The organism is Bacteroidales bacterium (assembly GCA_021157585.1).
In the GTDB taxonomy this organism is placed as follows: domain Bacteria; phylum Bacteroidota; class Bacteroidia; order Bacteroidales; family UBA12170; genus UBA12170.
The window spans coordinates 1-2,861 of the sequence record JAGGWH010000004.1 but is presented as its reverse complement, the minus strand read 5'-3'; the positions used below and the strand labels follow the sequence as shown (position 1 = coordinate 2,861).

General features: G+C 33.3%; 3 protein-coding genes. All 3 read left to right on the top strand.

Annotation, left to right across the window (positions count from 1 at the left end):
• Positions 1-1,058 (top strand): hypothetical protein (locus tag J7K39_00110; GenBank protein MCD6178283.1); only part of this gene is annotated, 1,058 nt, incomplete at its 5' end.
• Positions 1,059-1,246: 188 nt separating this feature from the next.
• Complete coding sequence (locus J7K39_00105; GenBank protein MCD6178282.1) at positions 1,247-2,443, top strand: tyrosine-type recombinase/integrase; 1,197 nt, start codon at positions 1,247-1,249, stop codon at positions 2,441-2,443.
• A 100-nt stretch (positions 2,444-2,543) separates the two neighbouring features.
• The coding region (locus J7K39_00100) for a hypothetical protein (GenBank protein MCD6178281.1) at positions 2,544-2,861 on the top strand (318 nt) is incomplete at its 3' end.

Sequence of the window (2,861 nt, the reverse complement as noted above, 5' to 3'; positions counted from 1 at the left end):
GTATTGGACTGAACGCAGATAAATTATACAGTTATAGCAGCCTCAACAACCGATTAAATCTCAATTGGTATCCCAACGATAAAATTCACTTCTCCCTTGGCGTTCGGACAGGCTATATTTTTGGCGATTTGGTTTATGAATTAAACAGCAAACTGAACGGTATTTATAATTCGATGTACACCGAAGATTTGGGCTGGATGAATTTAACTCACGCTTGGCATCAAGATGATAATGGAGTTCTTTTTTCCAATATCGATAGATTATTCTTTCAATATAATGGAGACAAGCTAACGCTAACTATTGGCCGACAGCGGATTAATTGGGGAATAAATATGGTGTGGCAACCCAATGATATTTTTAACAGCTTTAATTACCTCGATTTTAATTATCCCGAACGTCCTGGAGCTGATGCTGTGCGCGTTCAGTATTATACAGGAATGACATCCTCTTTGGAATTGGCCTATAAAATTGACGGAAAAGATCAATCGACTTACGCAGCCAAATATGCTTTCAATTTGTGGAATTACGATTTTCAGTTTATGGGAGGCGTGATGAATGATGAATATTGGGTTGGAGGAATGGGCTTTGCTGGAAATATTGGCGGAGCGGGAATCAATGGCGAAGCAGCTTATTATTCTCCAAAAACAGATAATCCACTTTTAAAAGAAGCATTAATTGCTTCATTAGGAGCAAATTATATGTTTAAAAATAGTCTGTTTATTAATATTGGCGGATTATTAAACTCAGCAGGCTCAAAAGATAAGGTTTCCCGTTCTATGTTTACGATGATGGAGAATATTTCCGCTTTGGATTATACCCAATCTTTAGCTGCACTATTTGCGAGTGTCTCCTACCCCATAACGCCTTTAATTAATTTCGATTTCTCAGGAATGATGAATCCTTATGATGGTTCTTTTTATATTGGGCCTTCGGTAAACATTTCTGTTAGCGATAATGTAAGCTTATACTTTATTGCTCAAACTTTTTGGGGCGATAAAGGCACAGAATATGGCGATATTGGACAAATGTACTTTAGTCGTTTGCAATGGAATTTTTAGATATTCCGTTTAAACAGAAGCCATTTAGAAAGATTTTAAGCTTCAAGAGATTGTATTTTTAAATATTATTTCTAACTTTGAGATGTCAATCAATTGGAATTATTAAGCGTAGCTAAAAACTTCGCATCAGCATTATTAAAGTCAAACTATACCTCTTAACTTAATTCCAATTTTCAAATCGCAAAAGTATGAACACCTATCATCCTTCAGAAATAATACGCATTGAACCTCTTAGTTATTTAGACAAAAAATTTGTCCTTTTCGATTGTGGTGAATCAACAGCAGTACATAATCATATCGAAAAACTGGAGGGAATTCGTTGGAGTAAAAACCGCAAACAATATTTTATTGAATATGATAGTACGATTATAAATCGTATTTTCAATCATATAAAACAAAAAAAGAGTTGGTATCTCGACTATAGTGCTTTTGTTACACACAAAAATGAGAATACAGATGAAGAGGTAAAAAATACTTTTAGCAGATCTCGCAAAAAGCCCAATAAAGCATTAATAGCTTTAAAGAAAAAGCCTTTAAGTAAGGAGCAAGAGCAAGAATTAATAAAGTTTAAAAACTGGATGCAGAATCAACGATATGCCAAAAACACCGTAGATACCTACCTTAATCATCTTGATTCATTTTTCAGATTTTTCAATGATAAAGAAGTTGATATTATTGGCGAAGAAGAACTTTTTAGATACAACTCAGAATTTATTATTCCCAACCATATTTCCAGCAGTTTTCAGAATCAAACCATAAGTGCAATTAAAACATATTATTTAAAAATGCGCGGCATACAACTTGAGTTTGAGCGTACAGAAAGGCCCAGAAAAACACAAGAACTCCCAAAAGTTATTCCGATACAAATAATTAAGCAAAACTTAGAAAAGATAAGCAACTTAAAGCACAAAATGGCATTAAGCACTATTTACGGTTTAGGTTTAAGGCGGAGCGAACTATTAAATTTACGTATTTCCGACATTAGTTTCGACAGCAATTTGGTACATATAAAAAATGCTAAAGGGTTTAAAGATCGTACCTTACCCCTACCAAAGCAGCTCAAGAAACTTATAATAAATTATTATAGGGCTTATCGTCCAAAAGAGTTTTTAATAGAAAGTTTGGAAAAAGGAATACCATATTCTACTGCCAGCCTTCAAAATATTTTCAAGAAATACTTTGGGAATAATAAAAATAAGACTACTTTTACACTACACTGTTTAAGACATAGCTTTGCAACGCATTTATTAGATAGTGGCGTTGATTTGCGGATGATTCAAGAACTATTAGGACATAGTTCGAGTAAAACGACGGAAATATATACACATGTAAGCACTAAGAGTAAAGAAAATATACATAACCCACTAGATGACTTTGAGTTATAATAAATACATAAAACATATACATATCCCCTACATTTGGGTGGTATAGTTTAACTTTTATAAACATATAAACTAGTTAGCATTAATTAAAAAATAGACGAATATGTTTTCAAAAGCTTACGAAATAGCAAGTAAATTCACTTACCCAGTAATTGTCTCAATGAGATTCTTTGACAAAACAGTTGAATGTGGATTAGGGAGTTTTATTATTTTAAATGACGAAGGTTGGATTGTCACTGCTGCTCACATTCTTGACCCTGGATTTGGTCAACAACAGCACACTAAGGAAATAGCTGCATATAATGACCAAATAAAAGCTATAAAAGAGAATGACAAGCTTAAAGCACATTTAAAGCAAAGGCAACTTAAAAAATTGAAGCCAAACAATAAATGGATTACTAATCTTAGTTTTTGGTGGGGT